The sequence below is a fragment of the Streptomyces doebereineriae genome (genome assembly GCF_031845645.1).
Classification (GTDB): domain Bacteria; phylum Actinomycetota; class Actinomycetes; order Streptomycetales; family Streptomycetaceae; genus Streptomyces; species Streptomyces canus.
This window is the reverse complement of record NZ_JAVREZ010000162.1, coordinates 1-478: the sequence shown is the minus strand read 5'-3', so window position 1 is coordinate 478 and position 478 is coordinate 1. Positions and strand designations below refer to the sequence as shown.

The following is a 478-nucleotide window of genomic DNA, read 5'->3' as shown; positions in this document are numbered from 1 at the left end:
CTTCTACAGGGCCTTAAAGAAACGCGGCCCGCACAACCGTCGCAAAACGCATCCACCCGACAGCTAGAGCTCGGCGAGCCCCGTCAGGTAGCGCTGGGCCAGCTCCCTGTACGCCGCCGGATTGGTCCGCACCCACGTCTGTGCGCCGGTGCCCGCGATGGGTCCCCGGATCTTCGCGGGTGCACCGGTGACCAACACCTCGTCGGGAATCTTGGTACCCCCGACCACCAGGGAATGCGCGGCGATCAGGCTGCGCCGGCCGATCACCGCCCCGTCGAGCACCGTGCAGTGGTTGGCGATCAGCGCCTCCTCGCCGACGTGTGCGCCGTGTACGACACACATGTGGGCGACCGTCGCGCCCGGGCCGATGTCGACCGGGATCCCAGGTGGCGCGTGCAGCACCGAACCGTCCTGGACGTTGGCCCCTTCGCGGATGACGATGGGGGCGAAGTCGCCTCGCAGCACGGTGTTGAACCAC

Annotated in this window: 1 protein-coding gene; it reads right to left on the bottom strand. The window is 68.4% G+C overall.

What is annotated here, in order from left to right; genetic code table 11:
- Window positions 1-63: 63 nt before the first annotated feature.
- A partial coding sequence (locus tag RNB18_RS51240; protein ID WP_311720955.1) for a gamma carbonic anhydrase family protein occupies window positions 64-478 on the bottom strand: 415 nt, incomplete at its 5' end.